This window comes from Streptomyces corynorhini (assembly GCF_003346515.1).
Lineage (GTDB): Bacteria > Actinomycetota > Actinomycetes > Streptomycetales > Streptomycetaceae > Streptomyces > Streptomyces corynorhini.
On record NZ_QQNA01000016.1, the window covers coordinates 1 to 24,932 of the forward strand.

22 protein-coding genes are annotated in these 24,932 nt (G+C 71.5%); 11 read left to right on the plus strand and 11 right to left on the minus strand.

The genetic code is table 11. The features are described from left to right. Together DVH02_RS02925 and DVH02_RS02930 are read right to left on the minus strand one after the other, a co-directional pair. A partial coding sequence (locus tag DVH02_RS02925; protein ID WP_114622079.1) for a zinc-dependent alcohol dehydrogenase occupies positions 1-751 on the minus strand: 751 nt, incomplete at its 3' end. Next, positions 748-1,911, minus strand: a complete 1,164-nt coding sequence (locus DVH02_RS02930) for a mandelate racemase/muconate lactonizing enzyme family protein (RefSeq protein WP_114622080.1) — start codon at positions 1,909-1,911, stop codon at positions 748-750. The genes DVH02_RS02930 and DVH02_RS02925, both read right to left, overlap by 4 nt. Positions 1,912-2,077: 166 nt before the next feature. On the opposite strand from DVH02_RS02930, the gene DVH02_RS02935 reads away from it, so the two are divergent. Both DVH02_RS02935 and DVH02_RS02940 read left to right on the plus strand, forming a co-directional pair. Then, positions 2,078-2,848, plus strand: coding sequence for an IclR family transcriptional regulator (locus tag DVH02_RS02935; protein ID WP_114622081.1), 771 nt, complete (start codon positions 2,078-2,080; stop codon positions 2,846-2,848). Positions 2,849-2,972: 124 nt separating this feature from the next. Continuing rightward, positions 2,973-3,422, plus strand: coding sequence for a YchJ family protein (locus DVH02_RS02940; protein ID WP_114622082.1), 450 nt, complete (start codon positions 2,973-2,975; stop codon positions 3,420-3,422). Here the strand turns inward: DVH02_RS02940 and DVH02_RS02945 are convergent, their stop codons facing one another. The 4 genes from DVH02_RS02945 to DVH02_RS02960 form a co-directional block, all read right to left on the minus strand. After that, the gene (locus DVH02_RS02945; protein ID WP_114622083.1) at positions 3,423-5,522 is read right to left on the minus strand and encodes an MDR family MFS transporter; all 2,100 of its coding nucleotides are present in this window, start codon (positions 5,520-5,522) and stop codon (positions 3,423-3,425) included. A gap of 82 nt (positions 5,523-5,604) precedes the next feature. Beyond that, a complete protein-coding gene (locus tag DVH02_RS02950; RefSeq protein ID WP_114622103.1) occupies positions 5,605-6,327 on the minus strand; it encodes a glycosyltransferase family 2 protein in 723 nt (240 codons plus the stop codon). Between the two features lie 222 nt (positions 6,328-6,549). Then, positions 6,550-7,611: an NAD-dependent epimerase/dehydratase family protein gene (locus DVH02_RS02955; RefSeq protein WP_114622084.1), complete on the minus strand. Its 1,062-nt coding sequence runs from the start codon at positions 7,609-7,611 to the stop codon at positions 6,550-6,552. A 185-nt stretch (positions 7,612-7,796) separates the two neighbouring features. Further along, positions 7,797-8,858: an ATP-dependent DNA ligase gene (locus DVH02_RS02960; protein ID WP_114622085.1), complete on the minus strand. Its 1,062-nt coding sequence runs from the start codon at positions 8,856-8,858 to the stop codon at positions 7,797-7,799. Positions 8,859-8,932: 74 nt separating this feature from the next. Here DVH02_RS02960 and ligD point away from each other — a divergent pair, with 74 nt between their 5' ends. Continuing rightward, positions 8,933-9,949: a non-homologous end-joining DNA ligase gene (gene ligD, locus DVH02_RS02965; protein ID WP_114622086.1), complete on the plus strand. Its 1,017-nt coding sequence runs from the start codon at positions 8,933-8,935 to the stop codon at positions 9,947-9,949. Positions 9,950-10,000: 51 nt separating this feature from the next. Here ligD and DVH02_RS02970 read toward each other — a convergent pair whose 3' ends face one another. Further along, the gene (locus DVH02_RS02970) at positions 10,001-10,474 is read right to left on the minus strand and encodes a Rossmann-fold NAD(P)-binding domain-containing protein (protein ID WP_325051321.1); all 474 of its coding nucleotides are present in this window, start codon (positions 10,472-10,474) and stop codon (positions 10,001-10,003) included. Between the two features lie 424 nt (positions 10,475-10,898). Between DVH02_RS02970 and DVH02_RS02975 the strand changes: the two genes are divergently transcribed. From DVH02_RS02975 to DVH02_RS02995, 5 genes are all read left to right on the plus strand, one after another. Next, positions 10,899-11,327, plus strand: coding sequence for a hypothetical protein (locus DVH02_RS02975; RefSeq protein ID WP_114622087.1), 429 nt, complete (start codon positions 10,899-10,901; stop codon positions 11,325-11,327). 282 nt (positions 11,328-11,609) lie between these two features. Further along, positions 11,610-12,086: a hypothetical protein gene (locus tag DVH02_RS02980; RefSeq protein WP_114622088.1), complete on the plus strand. Its 477-nt coding sequence runs from the start codon at positions 11,610-11,612 to the stop codon at positions 12,084-12,086. A 284-nt stretch (positions 12,087-12,370) separates the two neighbouring features. Next, entirely contained in the window at positions 12,371-13,432 is a 1,062-nt protein-coding gene (locus DVH02_RS02985; protein ID WP_158575834.1) for a peptidoglycan-binding protein, read from the plus strand. An 89-nt stretch (positions 13,433-13,521) separates the two neighbouring features. Next, positions 13,522-14,238 carry an ABC transporter ATP-binding protein gene (locus tag DVH02_RS02990; RefSeq protein ID WP_114622104.1) on the plus strand — a complete coding sequence of 239 codons (717 nt, stop codon included), beginning with the start codon at positions 13,522-13,524 and terminating at the stop codon, positions 14,236-14,238. Next, on the plus strand, positions 14,235-15,455 hold the full coding sequence (locus tag DVH02_RS02995; protein ID WP_199566145.1) for an ABC transporter permease: 1,221 nt from the start codon (positions 14,235-14,237) through the stop codon (positions 15,453-15,455). The genes DVH02_RS02990 and DVH02_RS02995 overlap by 4 nt, the downstream gene beginning before the upstream one ends. Before the next feature lie 174 nt (positions 15,456-15,629). Here DVH02_RS02995 and DVH02_RS03000 read toward each other — a convergent pair whose 3' ends face one another. Both DVH02_RS03000 and DVH02_RS03005 read right to left on the minus strand, forming a co-directional pair. Then, positions 15,630-17,813, minus strand: coding sequence for an OmpL47-type beta-barrel domain-containing protein (locus DVH02_RS03000; protein WP_114622090.1), 2,184 nt, complete (start codon positions 17,811-17,813; stop codon positions 15,630-15,632). A gap of 74 nt (positions 17,814-17,887) precedes the next feature. Next, on the minus strand, positions 17,888-20,371 hold the full coding sequence (locus DVH02_RS03005; RefSeq protein ID WP_114622091.1) for a ThuA domain-containing protein: 2,484 nt from the start codon (positions 20,369-20,371) through the stop codon (positions 17,888-17,890). Between the two features lie 219 nt (positions 20,372-20,590). On the opposite strand from DVH02_RS03005, the gene DVH02_RS03010 reads away from it, so the two are divergent. From DVH02_RS03010 to DVH02_RS03020, 3 genes are all read left to right on the plus strand, one after another. Further along, positions 20,591-21,646 carry a multicopper oxidase domain-containing protein gene (locus tag DVH02_RS03010; protein ID WP_114622106.1) on the plus strand — a complete coding sequence of 352 codons (1,056 nt, stop codon included), beginning with the start codon at positions 20,591-20,593 and terminating at the stop codon, positions 21,644-21,646. Positions 21,647-21,726: 80 nt separating this feature from the next. Continuing rightward, positions 21,727-22,524, plus strand: a complete 798-nt coding sequence (locus DVH02_RS03015; RefSeq protein ID WP_114622092.1) for a VOC family protein — start codon at positions 21,727-21,729, stop codon at positions 22,522-22,524. A gap of 72 nt (positions 22,525-22,596) precedes the next feature. Then, positions 22,597-22,899, plus strand: coding sequence for a WhiB family transcriptional regulator (locus DVH02_RS03020; protein ID WP_325051322.1), 303 nt, complete (start codon positions 22,597-22,599; stop codon positions 22,897-22,899). Positions 22,900-23,055: 156 nt separating this feature from the next. Here the strand turns inward: DVH02_RS03020 and DVH02_RS03025 are convergent, their stop codons facing one another. After that, entirely contained in the window at positions 23,056-24,030 is a 975-nt protein-coding gene (locus DVH02_RS03025; RefSeq protein ID WP_114622093.1) for an acyl-ACP desaturase, read from the minus strand. Between the two features lie 115 nt (positions 24,031-24,145). Then, entirely contained in the window at positions 24,146-24,922 is a 777-nt protein-coding gene (gene ddaH, locus DVH02_RS03030; protein WP_114622094.1) for a dimethylargininase, read from the minus strand. Between the last annotated feature and the right edge of the window lie 10 nt (positions 24,923-24,932).

Sequence of the window (24,932 nt, forward strand, 5' to 3'; positions counted from 1 at the left end):
CGCCGCGCCGCGCCAGCAGACACGAGGAGGCGGCGGTGGCGGGCGCCCCGGCCGTCTCCACGACCAGGTCGAACCGCCCGTGCAGCTCCTCGGCCTCCTCCGGTGTACCCGCCCCGCTCGCCCCGAACTCCCGTGCCCGCTCGCCGCGTCGGGCCCGCGGGTCGATCACCGTCAGCTCGACGGGGGAGGAGGCGGCGAGCAGCTGTACGGCGAGCAGCCCCAGGGTGCCCGCGCCGACCACGGCGATCCGCTCGCCCGGCTCGGGCCGTCCGGCCCGCACGGCGGCGGCGACCACCGCGGCGGGCTCCAGCAGGGCGGCGGCGCGCAGGTCCGCACCCTCCGCCAGCGGGTGCAAGAGCCGTGCGGGGACGACGACATGGTCGGCGAAGGCGCCGGGCAGCGTGAAGCCCGTCTCCTCGTACCCGCTCTGGCACAGCGAGGTCTCGCCCTCCCGGCACCGGTCGCACGCCCCGCAGGCGCGGAAGCCCTCGGCGACCGTGGGGCGGCCGATCAGCTCGCGGCCGACGCCCTCGCCGACCGCGTCCACCGTCCCGGCCCACTCGTGACCGGGCGTCACCGGGTAGCGCACATAGGCCGCGTCGCGCCGCCCGTCGTACACCTCCCGGTCGCTCATACAGATCCCGGCGGCGGCGACCCGTACCCGTACCTCTCCCGGACCCGGCACCGGCTCGGGGCCCGTCACCAGCCGGTGGACGCCCGGCCGGTCGACGACGACGGAGCGAGTGCTCACCGCTCCGCCTTCGGGTCGCGCTTCTCCCAGCCCTCGGCCCACAGGTCGAACCGCGCCCGCTGCTGCGGGAATTCGGCCGCCGCGTCCACATCGAACTCGACGCCGAGCCCCGGCGCGTGCGAGATCTCGAAGCAGCCGGTCTCGGGATCCACCTGCGGGGCGCCCTTGACGACCTTCTTGATCTCCGCGTCCGCGAAGTCGTTGAAGTGCTCAAGGATCTTGAAGTTCGGTGTGCAGGCGGCCACTTGGAGGCTGGCGGCGGTCAGCACCGAACCGCCGACATTGTGCGGCGCGATCAGCGTGTAGTGCGTCTCGGCGGTCGCGGCCAGCTTCCTGGTCTCCAGGATGCCGCCGATGTGGCCGACGTCCGGCTGGATGATGTCGGCGGCCTGCGACTCGAACAGCTCGCGGAACTCGATCCGGTCGTGGATACGCTCCCCGGTGGCCACCGGCAGCTCCACCTTCTCGGCCACCTTCGCCAGCGCCTTGAGGTTCTCCGGCGGCACCGGCTCCTCCAGCCAGGCCGGGGCGTACGGCGCCATCTCACGGGCCAGCCGGATCGCGGTCGACGGGCTGAACCGGCCGTGCATCTCCAGCATCAGCTCGGCCTCGGGCCCGATCGCGTCCCGCACCGCCTCGATGAGCGCCACCGCGTCGTTGCTCGCCGCCCGGTCCAGCTCGAAGTGGCCGGTTCCGAACGGGTCGATCTTCAGGGCCCGGTAGCCGCGCGCCACCACGCCCCGCGCGGCCGCGTGATACGCGTCCGGGGTCCGCTCGGTGGTGTACCAGCCGTTGGCGTACGCCTTGACCCGGTCGGTGACCTTGCCGCCCAGCAGCTGCCACACCGGCACGCCCAGCGCCTTGCCCTTGATGTCCCAGCACGCCATCTCGACGACCGCGATCCCGGACATCACGATCTCGCCGGCCCGCCCGTAGTCGCCGTACTTCATCCGGCGTACGAGGTCCTCGACCGCGAACGGGTCGGAGCCCTGGATGTGGTTGGCCTCGGCCTCCCGAAGATAGCCGATGAGCGCGTCGGTCCTGCCGAGCATCCGCGTCTCGCCGACTCCGGTGAGACCATCGTCGGTATGGACCAGGACGTAGGTGAGGTTACGCCAGGGCGTACCGACGACATGCGTGCTGATTCCCGTAATGCGCAAGGCGATGTCCCTAGGGTGCGTTCGAAATTTCGTCACACGTTCGAAATCGTGGCGTGACGGTATTCAGGCTCTCCGAGGGGTGTCAATGGGTAGTGCACCGGTTAGCCTGTGTTCGTCATCTCGGCCGACGGCCGAAGTACCGAACAAGAGGGGTGGGTGGTCGGTCGTGGGTCGCCTGGTCCCCGCGGTGACGCGGGCCCTGGACATACTCGAACTGTTCCTGGAGGGCGACGGCACGCTCTCCGCGCCCGATGTCATCCGCACACTCCAATTGCCGCGTACCACCGTGCACGAGCTGCTCACCACGCTCGCGGCCCGCTCCTATCTCGCCCCCGTGCCGGGCCGCCCCGGCCGCTACCGGCTCGGGGTGCGCTCCTACCAGCTCGGCAGCCGCTACGCCGAGCAGCTCGACCTCGCCGCCGAGGGCCGGGCCGTCGCCCGGGAGATAGCCGAGACCTGCGACGAGACCGTCCACGTCGCCATCCTGGAGGACACCGACGTCATCTACATCGCGAAGGTGGACTCCACCCACGCGGTCCGTATGGTCTCGGCGGCCGGTCGCCGGCTGCCCGCCCACTGCACCTCGGTCGGCAAGATGCTGCTCGCCTCACTGTCCCAGGACGACCTCGAACTGCGCATGTCCGGACACGAGTTCGTCGCGATGACGCCCGCCAGCGTGACCGAACCCGAGGCGCTGCGCGCGGAGCTGTCCGGCATCAGGGAGCGCGGCTTCGCTGTCGAGCACCGCGAGTCCAACCCCGATGTGAGCTGCGTGGCCGCGCCGGTACGCGACCGGGTCGGCCGGGTGGTCGCCGCCCTGTCCATCTCCGTGCCGATGATTCGCTGGAGCGACGAGCGCGAAGTCGAACTCGCCCAGCTCGCCGTCAAGGGCGCGGGCGCGCTCTCCGCGCGGCTGGGGCACCGGGCCCGGAACTGAGCCGCGGCCGGTCCACGGCGGGCCCGGACGCGGGGTACGGGTACGGGTACGGGCACGGGCACGGATACGGATACGGACATGGGTAGGGGGCCGGGGACGGCATGACGCGGGGGACAATGGCGCCATGGCCCGTCGTACCTCCCGTACCCCCCGCTCCCGTACCGTCCCTGCCTCCCGCGGCGCCGTCACCGCCGACTCGCCCTGCCCCTGCGGCCTGAACGCCCCGTACGGCGAGTGCTGCGGGCGCCTCCACACCGGTACCGCCACCGCGCCGACCCCCGAGGCGCTGATGCGCTCCCGCTACACCGCCTTCGCCGTGCTCGACGCGCCGTATCTGCTGCGCACTTGGGCCCCCGCCACCCGGCCCGAGCGCCTCGACCTCGACCCGGGGACGCGCTGGACCGGCCTGGAGATCCTGGAGACCACCGACGGAAGCGCCTTCCACACCACCGGGACCGTCACGTTCCGCGCGCACTTCCGGGAGGCGGGCCGAGGCGGCGAGCTGCTGGAGCGCAGCCGGTTCGAGCGGCACGAGGGCGCCTGGGTCTACGTGGACGGCACCTTCCCCGGGTGATCAGCGCGCGACCGCCCGGGTCGCCCCCGAGGGCCGCAGCCCGTGCCCGCCCGGCAGATCGTGCGCCAGATCCTCGGCGAGCAGCCGCTTCGCGATCGCGTGCACGGCGTCGCGCAGCTCACTCCCGCTCGGCCGCCCCAGGTCGGCCTCCAGCCGCTCGCACAGCCAGTGCCCCCACGCCCCCGTGATCACCCCGGCCTCACGCCGCCCCGCCGCCGTATGCGCGAGCAGATTGCCGGTCCTGGTCAGATACCCCTCCTCGACCATCCGGTCGAAGACCGGCAGCAGCACCTCGGGCGGGATCCGGTGCCGCCCCGCGATCAGCCCCGCACTGGCGTGGCCGACCATCCGGGTGAACAGCTCGACCTGCATCACCGCCCACGCCCCGGCCACGTCCAGCCGCGTGTCGCTGCCCGCCAGGATGGAGCGCGCCTCCTCCTTGGGCGTGGAGCGCAGGATCTTGCCCACCGACAGCTCCAGCAGCCGCGCCGAGTCGCCCGAGCCCGGCGAGGCGAACCCCTCGCCCATGTCGGTGGAGCCGGCCCGCGCCGAGTCGCGCAGCTTCACCTGCTTGAGGAAGAGGGCCACCACGAACCCCAGCAGCGCCACCGGCACCGTCGCGAGGAACACCGTGTGCAGCGCGTCCGCGTACGCCTGGATCACCGGCCCCGACTGCGCGGCGGGCAGCCGGTGCAGCCCCTGCGGGTTCTGCGCCGCGCGCGAGACGGCCGCCGGATCGGCGCCCGCGCCCGCCGCCCGTACGGCCTCGGCGATGCCGGTGCGCAGCCGCGGCTTGAGGGAGTTGGCGTAGATCGTGCCGAAGACGGCCGTGCCGAAGGCGCTGCCCAGCGTACGGAAGAAGGTGACCCCGGAGGTCGCCGTGCCCAGGTCGGCGTAGTCCACGGTGTTCTGCACGGCGATCGTCAGCACCTGCATGGACAGCCCGATGCCCAGGCCCAGCACGAACATGGCCCCCGACTCCCGCCACACCCCGGAGCCCGGCCCCATCCGCGACAGCAGATACAGCCCCACCGCCATCACCAGCGACCCGGCGATCGGGAACAGCCGGTAGGAGCCCGTCCTGCTGACCACAGTGCCGCTGAAGACCGAGGCGATCAGCAGACCGACGACCATCGGCAGGGTACGGACCCCGGAGATCACCGCCGAGTCGCCGTCGACGTACTGCAGATAGGTCGGCAGGAACGTCATCGCGCCGAGCATCGCGAACCCCACGATGAAGCTCAGCACCGAACAGACCGCGAAGACCGGGGTACGGAACAGCCGCATCGGCAGCATCGGTTCGGCCGCGCGCGTCTCCACCACGCAGAACAGCGCCAGCGCCGCGACGCCGCCCGCGAAGAGCCCCAGGATCACCGGGGAGCCCCACGCGTACTGATTGCCGCCCCAGCTCGTCGCCAGGATCAGCGCGCTCGCCCCCACCGCCACCAGCGCGATGCCCGGATAGTCGATGGCGGGCCGCGACACCGCCTTGACGGACGGGATGGTGCGGGCGGCGGCGATCACCACGCCGATCGCGATCGGCACATTGACGTAGAAGCACCAGCGCCAGCTCAGATTGTCCGTGAAGACCCCGCCCAGCAGCGGTCCCACCACCGTGGCGACACCGAAGACCGCGCCGATCGCCCCCTGGTACTTGCCGCGCTCGCGCAGCGGGATGACATCGGCGATCAGCGCCATCGCCGTGACCATCAGCCCGCCCGCCCCGATGCCCTGGAGCGCGCGCCAGGAGATCAGCAGCGTCATGTCGGTCGCCAGACCGCACAGGAACGAACCGGTGATGAAGACGACCGCCGAGATCTGGAAGATCAGCTTCCGGCCGAAGAGGTCACCGAACTTGCCGACCAGCACCGTGGCGACGGTCTCGGCGAGCAGATACGAGGTGACCACCCACGACATGTGCGCCGCGCCGCCCAGGTCCGAGACGATCGTCGGCAGCGCCGTGCCGACGATCGTCTGGTCGAGCGCCGCGAGCAGCATGCCGAGCATGATCGTGGCGAAGACGACGTTCCGCTGCCGCTTGTCGAGTACGGGCGGCGCGGTGGCCGCGGCGGGGGGAGCGGTCACTCCGGCAGTCGTCATCTCTGCACCGTCACACCCCTTACGGCGGTACGCATGCCGGGGCGGCCAGACCGGTGAGAGAAGATTCGACGGGTTTACGGTCCTACGGCTCCACGGCCGCGCCCACCGGAGCCGGACCGGCGGACGGGGGCACCGGCGCCTCGGCCAGCACCGCGCGCATGTCGCGCACCGCCTGCCAGGTGCCCCGCCAGGTGCCGGTCACCTTGGACTTCCCCGCGCGCGGCAGATACGGCACGTCCCGCTCGGTGACGCGCCAGCCCGCGTCGGCCGCCCGTACGACCATCTGGAGCGGATAGCCGCTGCGCCGGTCGGTCAGCCCCAGCCCGAGCAGCGCCTCCCGGCGCGCCGCCCGCATTGGGCCGAGGTCGCGCAGCCGCACCCCGGTCCTGCGGTACGTCATCCGGGACAGCGCCAGATTCCCGGCCCGCGCGTGCGGCGGCCAGGCACCCAGGGTCCGCGCCCGGCGCCGCCCCAGCACGAGATCGGCGCGGCCCGCCGCCACCTCCGCGACGAAGCCGGGCAGCAGGCCGGGATCCAGGGACGCGTCGCAGTCGCAGAAGCAGACGAACTCGGCCTCGGCGGCGAGGAGTCCGGCGTGGCAGGCCGCCCCGAAACCGCGCCGGTCCTCACGCACCACCGTGGCGCCGAGCCCGGCGGCGATCTCCGGCGAGCCGTCGGACGAGCCGTTGTCGACGACGATCGCGCGCCATCCGGCCGGGACGCGCTCCAGCACCCAGGGCAGGGCGAGGGCCTCGTCGAGGCAGGGGAGCACGAGGTCGACCGTGGCGGGGGTGGGGTGGGTCATGTCCGGCACCGTCCGAATTCCGAAGCAGACAAGGGAGGGATGACAGGGAGACAGCAGACACAGCAGACACAGCAGACGCGGCGGACACGGAGGACGTAGAGCGGCGACGAGGGGGCGACGGAACACCGGAAGAAGGCAGGAGAGGAAGGGGGGAGAGGAGACAGGAGAAGAGGAGACACGAGAAGAGGAAGAGGCGGACGGCAACAGCGCGGAGGCCGGAGGTCAGCCGGCGGCCACCGGCCGCTGTCCCGCCCGCGCGAACTCCGTCATGCCCGCGTCGAACGTGACGGCGGGCCGCCAGCCCAGCTCCGCCCGCAGCCGCCGCGACGACGCCGTGATGTGCCGGACGTCGCCGAGCCGGTACTCGCCGGTGACCACCGGGCCGGGACCGCCGTGCGCCGCGGCCAGGGCCGCCGCCATCTCGCCCACCGTGCGCGGGTCGCCGCTGCCGGTGTTGAACGCGCTGAGCGCGCCCGCCTCCCGCTCCCGTACGGCCGCCAGCGCCAGCGCGTTCGCCGCCGCCACATCCCCTACGTGGACGAAGTCCCGGCGCTGGCCGCCGTCCTCGAAGACCCGGGGCGCCTCGCCGCGCGCCAGCGAGGAGCGGAAGAGCGACGCGACGCCCGCGTACGGCGTATCGCGCGGCATCCCCGGCCCGTACACGTTGTGGTAGCGCAGCGAGACGGCCCGGCCGCCGGTGGCCCGCGCCCAGGCCGCCGCCAGGTGCTCCTGGGCCAGCTTGGTCGCCGCGTACACGTTGCGCGGATCGGCGGCGGCCTCCTCGCCGATCAGCCCCGGCACCAGCTCGGCGCCGCAGCGCGGGCAGCCGGGCTCGAACCGGCCGGCCGCCAGATCCGCCGCCGCCCGTGGCCCCGGCGCGACCCGCCCGTGCGCCGGGCAGTCGTAACGTCCCTCGCCGTACACGACCATCGACCCGGCCAGCACCAGATCCCGCACGCCCGCCGCCGTCATGCCCGCGAGCAGCGAGGCCGTGCCCAGGTCGTTGCAGCCCACATAGGCGGGCGCGTCGGCGAAGTCCTTGCCGAGCCCCACCATCGCCGCCTGGTGGCAGACCGCGTCGACCCCGCGCAGGGCGCCCGCCACGGCCGCCTCGTCCCGTACGTCCGCGTGGATCCACTCGACCCCGGGTGGCCGGGACGGCGGTACGGGATGGGCCGAGGGGAGCAGGGCGTCCAGGACCACGGGCTGATGGCCGAGCGCGGCGAGAGCCGCGACGATGTGCGAGCCGATGAAGCCCGCGCCTCCGGTGACGAGTACACGCATGGGGCGACGTTAGACGCGCCGGGGCCCGGCGCGCCGGTCACGCGCCGGAGCGTCACCCGCCGCGTGCCCCGCCTCCCCCCACCGGGTCAGCGGTGCTCCGGGGGAGCCGGGCGGGCAGGTCCGGGGCGCCCGTCCGCCCGGGGGCCGCCCGGCAGGCACGCGCGGCGGACGACGCCACCTCGGACCTACCCGTCCAGCACCTGCGCCAGGTCGTAGCGGACCGGTTCCTCCAGCTGCGCGTACGTGCAGCTCTCCGGCGTACGGTCCGGGCGCCAGCGGCGGAACTGCGTGGTGTGCCGGAACCGGTCGCCCTCCATATGGTCGTACGCCACCTCGCAGACCCGCTCGGGGCGCAGCGCCAGCCACGACAGGTCCTTCGTCCCCGACCAGCGGCTCGGCCCGCCCGGCAGCCGGGCGCTCTCGTGCGCGGACTCCTGCGCCCACGCCGCCCAGGGGTGGCCCTCGGCGGTCTCCGTACGCCACGGCTCCAGCTCCTCGGCCAGCTCCGCCCTGCGCCGCATCGAGAACGCCGCGCACACCCCGACGTGCTGGAGGACACCGTCGGCGTCGTGGAGACCGAGCAGCAGCGAGCCCACCACGGGGCCGCTCTTGTGGACGCGGTAACCGGCCACCACCACATCCGCTGTCCGCTCGTGCTTGATCTTGTACATCGACCGGGTGTCCGGCCGGTACGGCAGGTCGAGCGGCTTGGCCACCACCCCGTCGAGCCCGGCGCCCTCGAACCGCTCGAACCACTCGGCGGCCAGCTCCGCGTCCGTGGTGGCCGGCGCGAGATGGACCGGCGCCCGTACGCCCGTGAACACCGCCTCCAGCGCCTGTCTGCGCCGCTCCTGCGGGACGGGCAGCAGCGAGACGTCCCCGAGGGCGAGCAGATCGAAGGCGACGAAGCTGGCCGGGGTGCGCTCGGCGAGCAGCTCCACCCGGGACTTCGCCGGGTGGATGCGCTCGGAGAGCAGCTCGAAGTCCAGCCGGTCCCCGTGCACGACCACGATCTCGCCGTCCACCACGCACCGCTCGGGCAGCTCCGCGCACAACGCCGCCACCAGCTCGGGGAAGTACCGGGCGAGCGACTTGCCGGTCCTGCTGCCGATCACCAGCTCGTCCCCGTCGCGGTGCACGATCGCCCGGAAGCCGTCCCACTTGGCCTCGTACTGCATCCCCGGCGGGATCCGGGACACGGACTTGGCGAGCATGGGCTTGACGGGAGGCATGACCGGAAGGTCCATGCACCGATTGTGCGGCGAGGCGCCGCGCTCCGCCCGATATGCGCGCCGCGCCCACCCGGCCTACCGTGGCGCACATGGCATCGGGTCAGGCGGTGGAGCTGGAGGCGGGCGGCAGGAGCGTACGGCTGTCCAGCCCGGAAAAGGTCTACTTCCCCGAGCGCGGCTTCACCAAGCTGGACGTCGCCCGCTACTACCTGGCCGTCGGACCGGGCATCGTCCGCGCCCTGCGCGACCGGCCGACCACCCTCGAACGCTTCCCCGAGGGCGTCGGCGGCGAGTCCTTCTTCCAGAAGCGGGCCCCCAAGAACCTCCCCGACTGGATCCCCACCGCCCGCATCGACTTCCCCAGCGGCCGCTCCGCCGACGAGATCTGCCCCACCGAGGTGGCCGCCGTGCTCTGGGCGGCGAACCTCGGCTGCCTCACCTTCCACCCCTGGCCGGTCCGCCGGGGCCGCGCCGACCACCCCGACGAGCTGCGCATCGACCTCGACCCGCAACCGGGCACCGACTTCGCCGACGCGGTGCGGGCCGCCCACGAACTCCACGCCTTCCTCGACGAACAGGGCCTGCGGGGCTGGCCCAAGACCTCCGGCGGCCGGGGACTGCACGTCTTCGTCCCCATCGAACCGCGCTGGACCTTCACCGAGGTGCGCCGCTGCGCCATCGCCATCGGCCACGAACTGGAGCGCCGGATGCCGGGCCGGGTGACCACCGCGTGGTGGAAGGAGGAGCGCGGCGAGCGCATTTTCGTGGACTACAACCAGACGGCCCGCGACCGCACCATCGCCAGCGCCTACTCGGTACGCCCCCACCCGCACGCCCCGGTCTCCGCGCCGTTGCGCTGGGCGGAGCTGGACGAGGTGGCACCGAGCGACTTCGACCTGGCGACCATGCCCGTACGGTACGCCGAACTCGGCGACGTGCACGCGGGGATGGGGGAGGAGACGTACGGTCTGGAGGGGCTGCTGGAACTGGCCGACCGGTACGAACGGGACCACGGTCTCGGCGACATGCCGTACCCGCCGGACTACCCGAAGATGCCGGGGGAGCCCAAGCGGGTCCAGCCGAGCCGGGCGCGGCGCGAGGAGTAGCCGCGGCCGGTGACTTGGCGCGTCGCGGCGGACCCGCGGGGCCGGGGTCCGTCAATTCACCCCGGAGACGAGTTCGCCGAAGAGCCGGTTCGCCGCGGGCGAGGTGAACTGGCGTCGCAGTTCGGCTCGGGCGGTCTGCTTGCGGAACTCTCCCTCCCGCGAGGCGTCACCCGCGTTGTGCATCAGCTCGGTGATCCACGCGGCGAAGGCCCGGTAGTTCCAGGCGTGGCTCAGGCAGGTGTCGGAGTACGCGTCGAGCAGACTCGCGTCGCCCCGCCGGACCTGCCGGATGACGGCGCGCGCGAGGACCTCGGCGTCGTTGTCGCAGCCGATGGCCCTCGCCCGGCCCGTACCGTCCTGGTAGCGCACCAGAGGACGGGGGCCGGTGAGGTTCTCCGGGGTGACATCGGCGGCTTCGAAGCGGAGGTCGCCGCCGTCGCGGAGGAAGACGTCGGTGAGGTTGCGGACCAGGACCTGCTGGGGGCAGTACAGACTTTCGTTCTCGTCACCGATGTCGATCGGCATCTCCTCGCCGTCGATGAAGAAGCCGCCCTCGGCCTCGGCGACGGGGTTCCCCTCGTCATTCTGCCGGTGGTTGTGGGAAGCGGTGGCCCCGATGACGGCCCGAGGGGCGGTGCCGCGCGGCCCGTCGTCGGGCGGGTGGCACGGTTGTGCAACCAGAGGTCAACCCGCCATGTTGGCCGATAATGTTCGGTGGCGGGCCGAAAGCTATGGGGAATGACGCATTCAGTTGGTCGAATTACGTGGTCGCCGGGGGTCGGATGATTTTCGGGACTGATTTCCGTCGTTGATCGAGTATCCGGCGGAATGGCCGATTCGCCGTACAAGGAGACTTCATGAGCAGAAGATGAAAATTGACACGTTCACGATCCCTGGCAAGAATCGAGCCGCTCGCTCATTGAGTGCACGGATTCAGCAAGGACGTTGAATGGGGGAAAAGATGAAGATCCGCAGAACTCTGGGCCTCGTCGGTGCCGGTGCCATGCTGACGCTCGGCGGCGGGGTATTCCTCGCGCCCGCGGCGAGCGCGGCGCCGACGGACGGGCAGGTCGCCTCCTCGCGGGCGGAGCAGGGGCAGACCGTCAAGGCCGAAGTGGCCGGGAAGTCGCTCGGCAAGGCGGCCGGTAGCGCGGCGGTGAGCAAGGGGGCCAACGCCATCCAGGCGTCCTGTTGGAACGGCTCGGCCTCCGGCAGGAACTTCTACATGACCTGCAGCGGCAACGGCTACCGGGTCTACGTGGACTGCTCCAACGGGCTGCGGTACACCTTCGGGACCTATTACTACGGCACCTGGAATCACACGCTGACCTGCCCCGCCGGCACCTCTGCGGTCTGGGGCGGTTCGATCGGCGGCTGATCCTTTTCGCCGCGCGTCCCTGAAGCGGGGCGTGAGAACAGAACATTGATTCGAGCGTCAGTGCCATCCGGATGGCACTGACGCTCGAACTCTGTGCGGGAATTTACCGCTCCGTTTATTCTCAGCCGAATGTAATGATCCTTTGAGCGATCCCCATGGTGGTCCCGGCATCATGGATGAAGCGGCGGCGCTCATTTTCGGGGGCGTTGGACAAGGGAGATCAAGGGAGATCATGTGAAACGCGATCCATTAGGCCGGCTGGCGCTTTCCGCTGCCGCGGCGTTGCTTCCTCTGCTTCTGCTGTCGGCCTGCGGGCCCGGTGGGAAGGACGGGGACGCGCCCGGTGACGGCAGGACATCGGCCGGCGACCCGGCGGACCAGCCCGGCACCGGTGACCCCGGCGCCGACGTCCTCAGGTTCGTCCGGTGTCTGCGTGACAACGGCCTGAAGGTGGACGATCCGGAGGCGAACGGGAACGTCTCCATCCAGGTCACCGAGAGCCAGGACCAGGCGAAGATCGACAAGGCCCGGAACGCCTGCAAACAGTTCCTGGACGAGGGCAGCGGGGGCAGTGGCGGCGCGGCCGGTGGCGGCAAGGAGACCGAGGAACACAAGGTGTGGCGCCTCAAGGTCGAGAGCTGTATGCGCGACAAGGGCTTCGAGATGAGCAGCATCGAGGAGAGCGAGAAGGCCGCGCACGAGAAGGCGTCGAAGGAGTGTTACGCGAAGGCCGGCCCGGTTCCCGGTGAGGGACAGTGACCCGGGCCGGAAGCGCGGGTGACGCCAAGAGCGAAGTCACCGGAGCGGAAGCCGGAGCCGGGACCGGAGCCGGAGCCGGAGCCGGGACCGGAGCCGGGACCGGAGCCGGGCATATGGCCGGAGCCGGGCATATGGCCGGGCGCGAGCACATGGCCGAAGCCGAAGCCGCCGCCACCGCGGCAGCCGAAGCCGAAGCCGCCGCCGCCACCGCGGCAGCCGCGCGACCCCGCGCGGAGCCCGATGACCCACCGCACCGCCCTCGCCGACGCGGGCGAGGGGTGGTCGTGGTGTGCGCTCTGGTGCTGACCGCCGGAGCGGTGGGCGTCGTGGTGGTCCGTGACCGGGCGGACCGTGTGCCGTCGGCGCAGCCCCCGCCCGCCGCCACGGCGCCGGTGACCCGCGGGGATCTGGTGGTGTCGGACACGCTGGACGGAACGCTGGAGTACGCGGACGAGGTGTATCTGCCCAACCGGCTGTCCGGCACGGTGACATGGGTGGCCGCCCCGGGGGCGACGGTCTCCCGGGGCGGAGTCCTCTACCGGCTGGACGAGAAGCCGGTCGTCCTCCTGTACGGGAAGGTCCCGGCCTACCGCGCCTTCGCGCCCGGCATGTCCGACGGGAAGGACGTGCGCCAGCTGAAGAGCAATCTGGCCGCCCTCGGCTACACCGGCTTCACGGTCGATGAGACCTACACCCCCGGCACGGCCTACGCGGTGAGACGCTGGCAGCGCACCCTCGGCCTGCCCCGTACCGGAGAACTCGACCTCGGCCGTGTCCTGTTCGCCCCGGAGGCCGTCCGGGCGGGCGCGGCCGACCGCAGGCCGGGCGACGAGGCGCGCGGCGGCAGCCCCGTGCTCGCCACCACCAGGGCGGGCATCGCCGTGACGGTCAAGGCCACCATGGCCCAGCGGCCGCTGCTGCCCGTCGGCAGGAAGGTGAGCGTCACCATCCCCGGCCGCGACGGGGAGGCGACCGGCAGGGTCGCCTCGGTGGGGACGGTGGTGGGTGGCGGCGGCAAGGGGGAGGAGGACGGGGGCGAAGGACAGAAGGACGGTGGACGGACGGTGACGGTACGGATCACGCTCCTGGACCGGAAGGCGGCGGGCTCTCTCACGTACTCCCCGGTCCGCGTCAAAGCGGAGAGCGAGCGGCACCGCGATGTGCTGACCGTGCCCGTGGCCGCGCTGCTCGCGGTGGGGGAAGGGGGCTACGGCGTCCAGACCGTGGCGGCCGACGGCACCACCCGGCTGCTGCCGGTCACCACCGGCCTGTTCAGCGGCGGCCGGGTCGAGGTGTCGGGGACGGGCGTCCGCGAGGGACTCAAGGTCGGGATACCCACCCTGTGAACGCGCCAGCAGGGCCGGGCGCCGGGCCGGGCGCCGAGCCGGGCGGCGGGCCGGGCGGCGGGCCGGGCGCCGAGCCGGTGGTCGAGCCGGTGGTCGAACTCACCGCGGTGACGCGCGGCTACCCGGGTACCCCGCCGGTGTACGCCGTCCGCGATCTGTCCCTCCGGGTGCTGCCCGGTGAACTCGTCGCCGTGGTCGGCCCGTCGGGATCGGGCAAGTCCACCCTGCTCCATCTGATGGGCACCTTGGACCGGCCGACCCGCGGGCGGGTACGCATCGCCGGATACCCGGTCGAGGGACTGTCCGACCGGTCGCTGTCGGCGCTCCGTGCGGCGCACATCGGCTTCGTCTTCCAGCAGTTCTTCCTCACCCCCGGAATCAGCGCGGTCGACAATGTCGCGGAGGGCCTCCTGTACCGGGGGCTGTCCCGGCGGGCCAGAACCGTGGCCGCCGCCGCCAGTCTGCGCCGGGTCGGCCTCGGACACCGGCTGGGGCACCGCCCGCACGAACTGTCCGGCGGCGAGCGCCAACGGGTCGCGCTGGCCCGCGCGGTCGCCGGTTCGCCCTCGCTGCTGCTCGCGGACGAGCCCACCGGCTCGCTCGACACGGCCTCGGGGGCGCGCGTGGTCGAACTGCTGCGGGAGCTGAACGCCGAGGGCACCACCGTGGTCGTCATCACGCACGACCGGGATCTCGCCGCCCGGCTGCCGCGCCGGGTGGTCATGCGCGACGGGCGGATCTCCGAGGACACCCGCGACGCCGAACCCCGTACCGCTACCGCTCAGGAGGCGGCCCGATGGAGATGACACCGAAGCGCCCCGTGGCCCGTCCCGACCTGCGCCCCGCCGGACTCGGACCGCTCGACGTCCTGCGGGTGAGCCTGTCCGGGCTGCGCGCGAAGCCGCTGCGAGCGGTCCTCTCGGCGGCGGGCATCTCCATCGGAATCGCCGCCATGGTGGCCGTGGTGGGCATCTCCACCTCCAGCCGCGCCGAGCTGCGCGCCACCCTCGACACGCTGGGCACCAACCTGCTGTACGCCGAAGCGGGGGAGTCCCTGACCGGGGCGGAGACGAAGCTGCCCACCGAGGCGACCGGGATGGTGCGGCGGCTGCCCGCCGTGACCGGTGCCGGCGCCGTCGGCAAGGTCGACGCCAAGGTGTACCGCTCCGATCTGATCCCCGAGGAGGAGACCAACGCGCTGGAGGTCTTCGCGGTCCAGCCCGACCTGCCGGCCACGCTCGGGACGGACCTGTCCAGCGGCACCTGGCTCAACCCGGCCACCGGCGGCTATCCGGCCGTGGTGCTCGGCTCCGCGACCGCCCGCAGACTGGGGGTCGTACGGGCGGATCCCGACGTCCGGATACGGATCGGCGGCCATGACTTCACCGTCATCGGAATCCTCGAACCGGTGGTCCTCGCGCCCGAGCTGAACAGCGCCGCGCTCGTCGGCTTCGCGGCGGCGCGGCGGACGCTGGGCTTCGACGGCCATCCCACGGCCGTCTACGTCCGCGCCGAGGAGAACGCGGTGCGGGACGTACGGAGTCTCCTGGCCCGTACGGTCAACCCGCGACAGCCCGACGCCGTACGGGTGGCCCGCCCCTCGGACGCGCTCACCGCGAAGCTCGCCGCCGACGAGGCATTCACCGGGCTGCTGCTCGGCATCGGCGCCGTAGCCCTGCTGGTGGGCGGCATCGGCGTGGCGAACACGATGGTCATCGCGGTCCTGGAGCGGCGCGGTGAGATCGGGCTGCGCAGGGCCCTCGGGGCGACTCGGGGCCAGATACGCAACCAGTTCTTCGTGGAGTCCCTCGTGCTCTCCGGGCTCGGCGGCTGTGGCGGCGCCGTGCTCGGGCTGCTGATCACCACGGGATACGCCGAACACCGGGGCTGGCCGCCGGTGCTGCCGACGGCCGTCATGCTGGGCGGTGCCGCGGGCACCCTGGTCATCGGAGCCGTCGCCGGGCTCTACCCGGCGATGCGGGCGGCACGGGTGTCCCCCACGACGGCGCTCGCCACGGGCTGACCGGGGACGGTTCCCGCCNNGGCGGGAACCGTCCCCGGTCAGGTCCCGGCGCGGCCCGATCCCGTGACCGACGACCGGACCCGGCGCGGCCACGGACGACGCGTGTGCCCCTTCCCCGGCCGGGGGAAGGGGCACAGTGGCGCTGAACGTGGCCCGTGCGGAGTCGCTCGGCCGCTACAGCTCCTTGATGCGCACGTTGCGGTACGAGATGACGTCCGTCACGCCGTGCACCTGGAGCCCGACATAGCCGGTGGCGTAGCGCCGGCCGTCCGTGCCCGGGTCACCCGCGCGTGCCGGGTAGAACTCCTGACCGCCGACGTTGTCGAACTCGTTGATCAGGACCCCGTTGCGCAGGATCTCGTAGTGCTGGCCGACCACCCGGATCTCGTAGTCGTTCCAGGTGCCCTTCGGGGTGACTCCCGCGCCGCCCAGACCCACGCGGTCGAAGCCGTAGACCGAGCCGGTCTTGTAGAGGTCGCCGTCCGGCTTGTCGAGGATCTGGATCTCGTGGCCGTAGTTGATGGCGACCCACTCGGGCCGGGACTCCTCGGGGTGGTCGTGGACGTACGGGAAGCGGACGAAGACACCGCCGTTGGCGTTGCCGTTGCCCGGGGCGTCGTCGCGGAACTGGAGCTTCAGCGAGAAGTCACCGTACTTGCGCTGCGGGAACCACAGCATGCCCATGCCGTCGACCGTGGTGCTGCTGGTGATGGCGCCGTCGTCGGAGAGCGCGAACGCCCCGCCGCCGACCTGCTCCCACTTGGCGAGGGACGGAGCCGTGCCGTCGAAGAGGTCACGGTAGCCCTCGGTCTGACCCGGGGTGCCGATCTTCGAGTCGGTGGCGGCCTTGGTGATCTTGTCGAACTCGCGCTCGTCGATGACGTTGTCGAAGAGGAGCTTGTCGAGCACGGAGCCGACGTGCTTGAGGAAGAGGGCCTGCGAGGTCCACTCCTTCTCGTCCTCGATCAACTCGTTGATCGTGCACCGGTTGCGGGTGAGCCGGTTCGGCACGCCCGTGTCGACCGTGCCGACGAACACCGTCAGCCGCTCGTCGAACTCGGGGCAGTTGGGCGCCGGTACACCGCCGCTCTGCGCGATGGTGAACGACACCTGCTTCGCCTGCGCGGTGTTGCCGGCCTTGTCGGTGGCCCGGTAGGAGAGCGCGTGGTAGCCGACCCGGTCGACGATCACAGGGGCGGTGTAGGCGAGGTAGGGGCCGCTGTCCAGGGAGTACTCGATCCTGTCCACGCCCGACTCGGAGTCGGTCGCGGTGAGGGTCACCTTGGCGCTGGTGATGAACGCGCCGTTGGAGTTCTTGTCACCCGTGACCGTCACCCCCGTCACCGGCGGTGTGGTGTCCTTCACCGGCGGGGCCACGACGGTGAAGGACACCGTCTTGGCCGGCGCCATGTTGCCCGCCTTGTCCGTCGCGCGGTAGCGGACGGTGTGCGCCCCCAGCTCGTGCACCATCACCGGAGCGGTGTACGGCTGCCAGGCGCCGTCGGCGCCGAGCGCGTACTCGATGGTGTTGACGCCCGAACCGGTGTCCGAGGCGGTGATGGTGACCGTCGCCATCGACAGGTAGTCGCCGTCGCCGTCCTGCTCGCCGCTGACCGTCGCCGAGGTCTCCGGCGGTGTGGTGTCGTCGCTCGACGGGGCGACGACGGTGAAGGCCACCGACTTCTCCTGCGCCACGTTGCCGGCCTTGTCGGTCGCCCGGTAACGGACCGTGTGCTCACCGACCTGGTCGATGACCACCGGCGTGGTGTACGGCTGCCACTCGCCGTCCGCGCCGATCGCGTACTCGGTCGTCGCCACGCCCGAGCCCTCGTCGGTCGCCGACACGGTCACCGTCGCGGAGCCGACGTACGCGCCGTCGGCGTTCTTCTGCCCGGTCACCTCGGCCGAGGTCTCCGGCGCCGTGGTGTCGTCGCCGCCGCCCGCCTCGGTGACGGTGAGGGTGCCGGACATCTGGCCGTGGCCCGGGATGACGCAGTGGTAGCGGTAGGTGCCGGGGGTCAGATTGACCTCGACGCTGTACTTGCCGCCGTTGCTGTCACCGGGGTTGGCCAGGATGTTCACCTGGACGTCGTTGTTGTAGGCGGAGTCGGAGGTGTCGAAGGTGAGCGTGTGCGGCATGCCGAGGGTGTTGCCGGTGGCCTCGCTGTTCTCGAAGACGAGCGTCGCGGGACCGGCCTCGGCCGTGGTGGGGGCGGTCAGATAGTGGTCGATCGGGTCCCCGGCGGTCCAGGTGAGCACCTGGGCCGCGGCCACCTTCTCGTTCGCGTCCGCGGGCTGCCCGCCGCTGCGGTCGCCGCCGCTGCCGTACGCGGCGGTGGAGGTCAGCCCGAGCACCATCACCAGCGCGCCCAGCAGGGCCGTCCACAGGCGAAGGGCCCGGTGCGCGGGCCTATTTCTCAAGCGCTGTCTCACTAGTCCGCCTTCCTGACCAGGTCCTTGGCGGCCGGGGTCGGCGCGCCGCCCTTGTACGTCACACGCCACAGCGCGGACTGGGAGTCGGAGGTGAAGAAGCCGCGCCCGTAGTCGAGGACGTACAGGGAGCCGTCCGGGGCGAACTTCCAGTCCATCAGGTTGCGGATGCCGCCCTGACCGACCGGAATGATCTTCTTCAGCGACTCCGCGGAGGTCGGCAGGCCGCCCTTGGCCATGGTCTTCGGGTCGGTCAGCACCGCGTGACGCGGGTTGTCCGCGTCGTAGAAGTCACCGACGAACCACTTGCCGTCCCAGTACGCGGGCCACTTCTCCGTGCTGGTGCTCCGTTCGTCGTAGCGGTAGACCGGGCCGTCCATGGCCGCCTGGCCGCCGCCCTTGAGCCACGGCAGCAGGAAGGTGCCCTGGCTCGCCTGGTAGCTGGGGACGCCGTTGGCGTCGCGCGGGAAGTCAGGACCGCCGCCCTGCGGCGAGTACCAGATGTTGGAGGGCGTGACGGGCGGCAGGTTCACCAGACCGTTGTTGTTGGGGGACTCGTTCTTCGGGGCGTTGCAGTCGTACCAGCCCAGCGGCTTGGTCGGGTCGGGCAGATTGCGGTCCCGGTAGGGCTGGTTGTTGCCCATGCAGAACGGCCAGCCGTAGTTGCCCGGCTTGGTGATCGCCGAGAACGACTCGTACTTGGCGGGGCCCCAGGTGGTGGACGGCGCGCCCGCGTCGGGGCCGACCCAGCCCGCGTACAGCGTGTCGGTCTTCTTGTCGATCGAGATACGGGACGGGTTGCGCACCCCCATCACATAGATCTCGCCGCGGGTCTTGCCGCCGCCCTCGGCCTGCTCCTTGCCCGTGAAGAGGTTCCCCTCGGGGAGGGTGGCCGTCCCGTCGGGCTCCGGGTGGATGCGCAGGATCTTGCCGTTGAGGTTGTTGGTGTTGCCCGCCGTCCGGCGCGCGTCGGCGAACGAGACGCCCTTGTAGGCCGGTTGCGGGTTGTTGCCCGAGTAGCCGTCGCTGAACTGGGACGAGTTGTTGTCGCCCGTGGCGATGTACAGGTCGCCCTTGGAGTCGAAGGCCATCCCGCCGCCCGCGTGGCAGCAGCTGTGGACCTGTACGGGCCACTTGAGCAGGACCTTCTCGGAGGCCAGGTCGAGCTTGTACGTCGTGCGGTTCAGGGTGAACCGGGAGACGCGCCGCTCGGCGATCCGCTTGTCGCGGTCCAGCCCCGAGTGCGGGGTGTAGTGCAGATAGATCCAGCCGTTGGACTGGAAGGCCGGGTCCAGCTCGATGCCGAGCAGCCCTTCCTCGACCTTGACCAGCTCGTCGCCGCCGCCCTTGTTACCGAAGATCGTCAGCGCTCCGGCGAGCGTCACCTTCTTGGTCAGCGGGTCGTAGACATGGATCTGCCCGGTGCCCTTGCCCACGTCCGGGTCGTTCCAGTCGGTCACCACCGGGTCGCTGTTGTCGCCGCCGCCGCGGCCGATGTACAGCACCCGTCCGTCGGGCGCGGTGACCAGGCCGTGCGGCTCGCCGATCTGGTCCTGCTCGCCCGGCTGGTTGGGCTGGGTGACGCGCTCCGCCTTGTAGTTGGCGTCGATGGTCGCCTTGCAGTCGGCGGCGGAGATCCGGGTGGTCCACTGGAGGGCGCCGCGCAGGTGGTCGCGGAAGTCGGTCTCCGCGTACGCGTCGGCGGTGCCGCCCATGCCGGTGTAGAAGGACCGGCCGCCGTCGTAGTCACGGCACCAGGAGATCGGGTGGTCCGCCCCGTTGGCGCCGGTCACGGGCTTGTACGTGTTCTCCCTGACCCGGGCCACCGTGTGCACCTTGCCGGTGGGGTTGTCGGCCCAGTTGAACCACTTGTCGGGCCGCTTCCACTCCTGCGGAAGGCTCTTGGTCGCCGGATGGATCCGGTCGCCGACCTCCACGGTGGCGCGCTGGACGGTGCTCGGGGCGCCGGTCGGCCGGGCTCCGATCAGCCCGGTGAACCAGTCGGAGTACGGCTCGGTACGGGCGGCCTCGTGGATGCCGAGGAACCCGCCGCCTGCCTTGACGTACGCCTCCAGGCCCGCTTCCTGCTCCGGGTCGAGCACATCGCCGCCGCCGGTGAGGAAGACGATCGCGTTGTACGTGCCGAGCTTGTCGGCGTTGGTGAAGACCGAACCGTTCGCCGTGGCCTCGGTCTTGAACCGTCCGGCCGACGGCCCGCTCAGGCCGATCGACTCGATGGCCTCGATGCCGGCGTTGACGACCGGCGACTCCTCGGTCGCCGAGGCGTGGAAGACCAGCACCTTGACGTCCTCACCGCCCGGCGGCGAGGGAAGGGACAACGTTGTCGAAGCCGGTTCCGGATACGGTTTGGCCGTGGCGGGAGTACCGCCGAGCAGAGAAGCCGCCATCGTGCCGGCCACCAGACCCGCGGCCATGGCACGTCTGGATCGAGGCGATCTCGACCGGTGACGTGGTGCGCGCTGCATCTGTTCACCCACCTCTCTTTGGTCACAGCAACAGTTGGTCATAGCAACAGCGCCTGAAGCTAGACCTCTTTCGCCAACTCGCCAATAGGTACGACCGCAATCGCACCAACTTTGTCCTGAGTGTGGATAAACCAAGTGCCCTGGTCTACCGTGTGGCCGTCCCCGGGGTCTCATGCGCCCCGAATACTCCGTACGGCACTGGGGAGTTCGTTTATGGCCATGGACAGACGGAGCTTCAACCGGAGGCTGCTGGCAGGAGGAGCGGTCGCCGCGACCGGCATCACCTCGCTGTCCGTCGCGTCGGCCTCGGCCCCGGCCGCGCGCGCGGCGGACACCCCGCCCAGAACGGCCCCGGCGGGCGGCCAGGTGCGCCGCCTGACGATGTACGCCGAGACCCTGCCGAACGGCCAGATGGGCTACGGCTTCGAGCGCGGCAAGGCGTCCATCCCCGGCCCGCCGATCGAGCTGAACGAGGGCGACACCGTCCACATCGAGTTCGAGAACACGACGGACGTCCCGGTCAGCCTGCACGTCCACGGAGTCGACTACGACATCGCCAACGACGGCACGCGGATGAACAAGAGCCACGTCGAACCCGGCGCCACCCGCACCTACACCTGGCGCACCCACGCCCCGGGCCCGCGCGCGGACGGCACCTGGCAGCCGGGCAGCGCGGGGTACTGGCACTACCACGACCACGTCGTCGGCACGGACCACGGCACGGGCGGCATCCGCAAGGGGCTCTACGGGCCCGTCATCGTCCGCAGGAAGGGCGACATCCTGCCGGACAAGCAGTTCACCATCGTCTTCAACGACATGACGATCAACAACAAGCCCGCAGCCGAGAGCCCCGACTTCAAGGCCACCGTGGGGGACCGGATCGAGATCGTCATGATCACGCACGGCGAGTTCTACCACACGTTCCATGTCCACGGTCATCGCTGGGCGGACAACAGAACGGGCCTGCTCACCGGCCCCGACGATCCCAGCCGGGTGATCGACAACAAGATCACGGGACCGGCCGACTCCTTCGGCTTCCAGATCATCGCGGGCGAGCGCGGCGGCGCGGGCGCCTGGATGTACCACTGCCACGTCCAGAGCCACTCGGACATGGGCATGGCCGGCCTGCTGCTGATCGCCAAAGCGGACGGCACGATCCCGGGGTACGACCCGGACCACCCGCACCACACCGCCGCGTCACCCGGCACCGCCGGTTCCGGCGGGAGCGCGTCCGGCGGGAGCGCGTCCGGCGCCGGAGCGCACGCGGGGCATTAGCGCGTGTGCGCTCGCCGAGCAGAGGGAGGAGACTGGGAGCCGGGGACCGCGTCAGCGGGGGCCGAGCCGAGGAGCACGCCATGCTCATCACCCCCTACGCCGTCGGCGCCCCCATCTGGGTCGACCTGCACACCCCGGACCTGGTGGGCGCCGCCGCGTTCTACCGCGCCCTGTTCGGCTGGGAGTACCCGCCCGCCGGACCGGGCGCGGGCGGGTACGGCTTCTTCCGGCAGGGCGCGGGCACCGTGGCCGGCGCCATGGAGGTGGATCCGGGGCGGGCGCCGCCGTCCTGGTCGCTGTATTTCGCGACGCCCGACGCCGAGGCCACGGCCGAGGCGGTGAGGCGACGCGGCGGCTCGGTGGCGGACGGGCCGAGGGACGTCGCCGACCTCGGCAGGACGGCGGTGTGCGCCGACCCGGGCGGCGCGGGCTTCTCGCTCTGGCAGCCGGGTACGAACGCGGGACTTGACGTGGTCAACAGCCCCGGCGGCTTCTGCTGGACCGAGCTGTACGCCTCCGACGAGGACGTCGCGTACGCCTTCTACGGCGCCGTTTTCGGCTGGCAGGCGCTCAGCGTGCCGCTGCCGGACGGCAGCGGCACGTACCGCATGGTCAACCCGGCAGGTCAGGGCCCCGAGGGCATGTTCGGCGGATTCGTTCCGCTCGGCGCCGACCCGGCCGAATCCGGCGGCGCGCCGTACTGGCTGCTCTATTTCGCCGTGACGGACTGCGAGGCTACTGTTACGGCGGCGCGCGAACTGGGCGGTGGGATCAGGGTCGGGGCGACCGACATCGAGGGCGTCGGCCGGTTCGCGAAGCTGAGCGACCCTTACGGAGCGCGGTTCGCGCTCATGGAGGGCGCCCGACGGGACGCCTGAACAGCCGGGCGGGACCCCGTCGTTGACGGTTCGTCAATCACTTGTTTATCGGGCTCCGGCAAGGTGACGGGTATGCCGATCAACGTCACCGCCAGCACCACCGCACCGATCGACCGCGCGACCGCCGACCTTACGGGCGGCGCCCGCGTGAAGGACGAACTCTCCTGGCAGGAGAGCGCGTTGTGTGCCCAGACCGGGCCCGAGTTCTTCTTCCCCGCCCCCGGGTCGTCGACCCGTGAGGCGAAGCGGCTCTGCGGCGCCTGCGAGGGCCGGATCGCCTGCCTGCAGTACGCCCTCACCCACGACGAGCGCTTCGGCGTCTGGGGCGGACTCTCCGAGAAGGAACGGCAGAACCTGCGCCGCACCGCGAACTGAGCCGCGCGGTAGGGCCGCCCGCCGGGCTCTCCCGTACCGCTGGGGAGCGGTCCGGTACGGGAGTTGCGCGGGGGCGGCCGTTGTGGTCCTCGGCCCGGGGCGTCGGCCCGCGCGCGTCGGCCCGCGCGCGTCAGGCCGTGCGCGTCGGGCCGTGCGTCAGCCGGCCGCGCGCGCGGCCATCCGCGCCTTGCGGGCGGCGAGCTTCTCGTCGAACTTGCTCGCCTCGGAGTCCAGACCGTTCATGTACAGGCCCAGCTCCTCCTGCGCCTTCAGCCCCTCCGGGCCGAGCCCGCTTATGTCCATGACCTTCAGGTAGCGCAGCACCGGCTGGATCACGTCGTCGTGGTGGATCCGCATGTTGTAGATCTCGCCGATGGCCATCTGCGCGGCGGCGCGCTCGAAGCCGGGCATGCCGTGACCGGGCATCCGGAAATCGACGACCACGTCGCGGACCGACCGCATGGTCAGGTCCGGGGCGATCTCGAAGGCGGCGCCGAGCAGGTTGCGGTAGAAGACCATGTGCAGGTTCTCGTCGGTGGAGATCCGCGCCAGCATCCGGTCGCAGACCGGATCGCCCGACTGGTGGCCGGTGTTGCGGTGCGAGACGCGGGTGGCCAGCTCCTGGAACGCCACGTACGCGACGGAGTGCAGCATCGAGTGCGCGTTGTCGGACTCGTACCCCTCCGCCATGTGCGCCATCCGGAACTGCTCCAGCTTGTCCGGGTCCACCGCGCGCGAGGCGAGCAGGTAGTCGCGCATCACGATGCCGTGCCGCCCCTCCTCCGCGGTCCAGCGGTGCACCCAGGTGCCCCAGGCGCCGTTGCGGCCGAAGAGCGTGGCGATCTCGTGGTGGTAGCTGGGGAGGTTGTCCTCGGTGAGCAGGTTGACCACGAGCGCGATCTTGCCGACCTCGGTCACCTTGGACTGGTCCGCCCGCCACTCCTCGCCGTCCTCGAAGAAGCCGGGGAAGTTACGGCCGTCCGACCAGGGCACGTACTCGTGCGGCATCCAGTCCTTGGCGACCTTGAGGTGGCGGTTGAGTTCCTTCTCCACCACCTCTTCCAGGGCGAACAGCAGTCGGGCGTCTGTCCACGCTTCCGAACTGCCGAGGTGCGGGGAGGTGATCGACACGGGTGCTCCAGGGGGACGGAGGTGTACCTACGGGTTCGTAGGTTACGACACCGTAGGTTAAGGCCGAGGTAAGCCGGAGGCCAAGCCCGGTGGCCGAAGACGTCCTTACGCTCTGTTATGTGTACAGGTCGCGCACGCGTACCGAGAGGCAGGTCACGCACCCCTCCAGCCGCTCGAACTCGCTGATGTCGACCGGAACCGGGGTATACCCCAGATCCGCCAGCAGCCCGGCGGTCCTGGGCGCGCTCGCCGCGATGAGCAGCTTCCCGCCGCCCAGCAGCACCACATGGCCACCGGACTCCTCCGGTACGGGCAGAAAGCGCGGGAAGACCGAGGGGGCGTCCACCAGCGGCTCGTATCCGATGACCGTCCCGTCCGGCAGCGCCGTCACCGCCGACTTCAGATGCAGCACCTTGCTCACGGGTACGGCCACCACCCGTGCCCCGAGCGGCTCGAAGGCCGCGCGCAGCTGCGCCACCCCCGCCGCGTCGGTCCGGCCGCCCCGGCCCACGTAGAGCGTGTCACCGACCTTGAGCACATCGCCGCCGTCGAGGGTGCCCGGCTCCCGCACCCGGTTCACCGAGCAGCCCAGCGCGGTGAGTCGCTCCTCCACGGCCGCCGTCTCCGGGCGCCGCACGAGGGCGCCCGGCCGGGAGATCAGGGCCACGTTGCGGAACATGACCACCGTGTCCTCGACGAACACCCCGTCCGGGCAGTCGTCCACCGGGGCCACCTCGACGGTCTCCCAGCCGTGCGCGCGCAGTGTGCGGGCGTACTCCTCCCACTGCCGCAGCGCGAGCCCGGCATCGACGGCGGACCGCTCGACATGGGTCACCAGCCCCTCGGCCAGACGCGGGCTCGGGCGGCGGATCAGGGCTTTCCTGCTGGACACGGGGTGCCTC